The 549-nt window shown below is 44.3% G+C and carries 1 protein-coding gene; it reads left to right on the forward strand.

Features of this window, described 5'->3' with window-relative positions:
- Positions 1-180, forward strand: a 180-nt coding sequence (locus tag ACTHUR_RS17250; protein WP_440399935.1) for a superoxide dismutase, incomplete at its 5' end; no start/stop codon positions are given.
- Positions 181-549: the final 369 nt, after the last annotated feature.

Here is a 549-nt window from a genome sequence, read left to right on the forward strand (position 1 = left end):
GATCTGGTTTCTACTTCCAATGCAGGTACTCCGCTGACTACTGAAAACACTCCGCTGTTGACTTGCGACGTATGGGAACACGCCTACTATATCGACTACCGCAACAGCCGTCCTAACTACCTGAAAGGTTTCTGGGAAATCGTTAACTGGGATGAAGTTGCCAAACGCTTTGCCGCATAAAACGATATGAATGAAAAGGCCGTCTGAAGAATTTTCAGACGGCCTTTTTGTCGATATGGGCGTGATGAAATGGTTTAGATGAATGTTTTTTCTGTTTGATGCGCAAAATTATCATGGAGCAGAAAAAAGGATAAACGAGAGATTATGCTAAAATATTGTCAACAATTTTTCGATTCCGCATGATATGGAATCAGCGTTTGACACATATAGACAAGAGGATTTTATGAAATTTTTAGACCGTGAGGCGATCATTGCCAAACCCGGCTTTAATCGTTGGCTGGTACCGCCCGCTGCTTTGGCCGTGCATCTTGCCATCGGGCAGATATACGCTTATTCCGTGTTCAATGCGCCGCTGACCAAGCTTATCGG

It is taken from the genome of Neisseria sp. P0021.S007 (assembly GCF_051956855.1).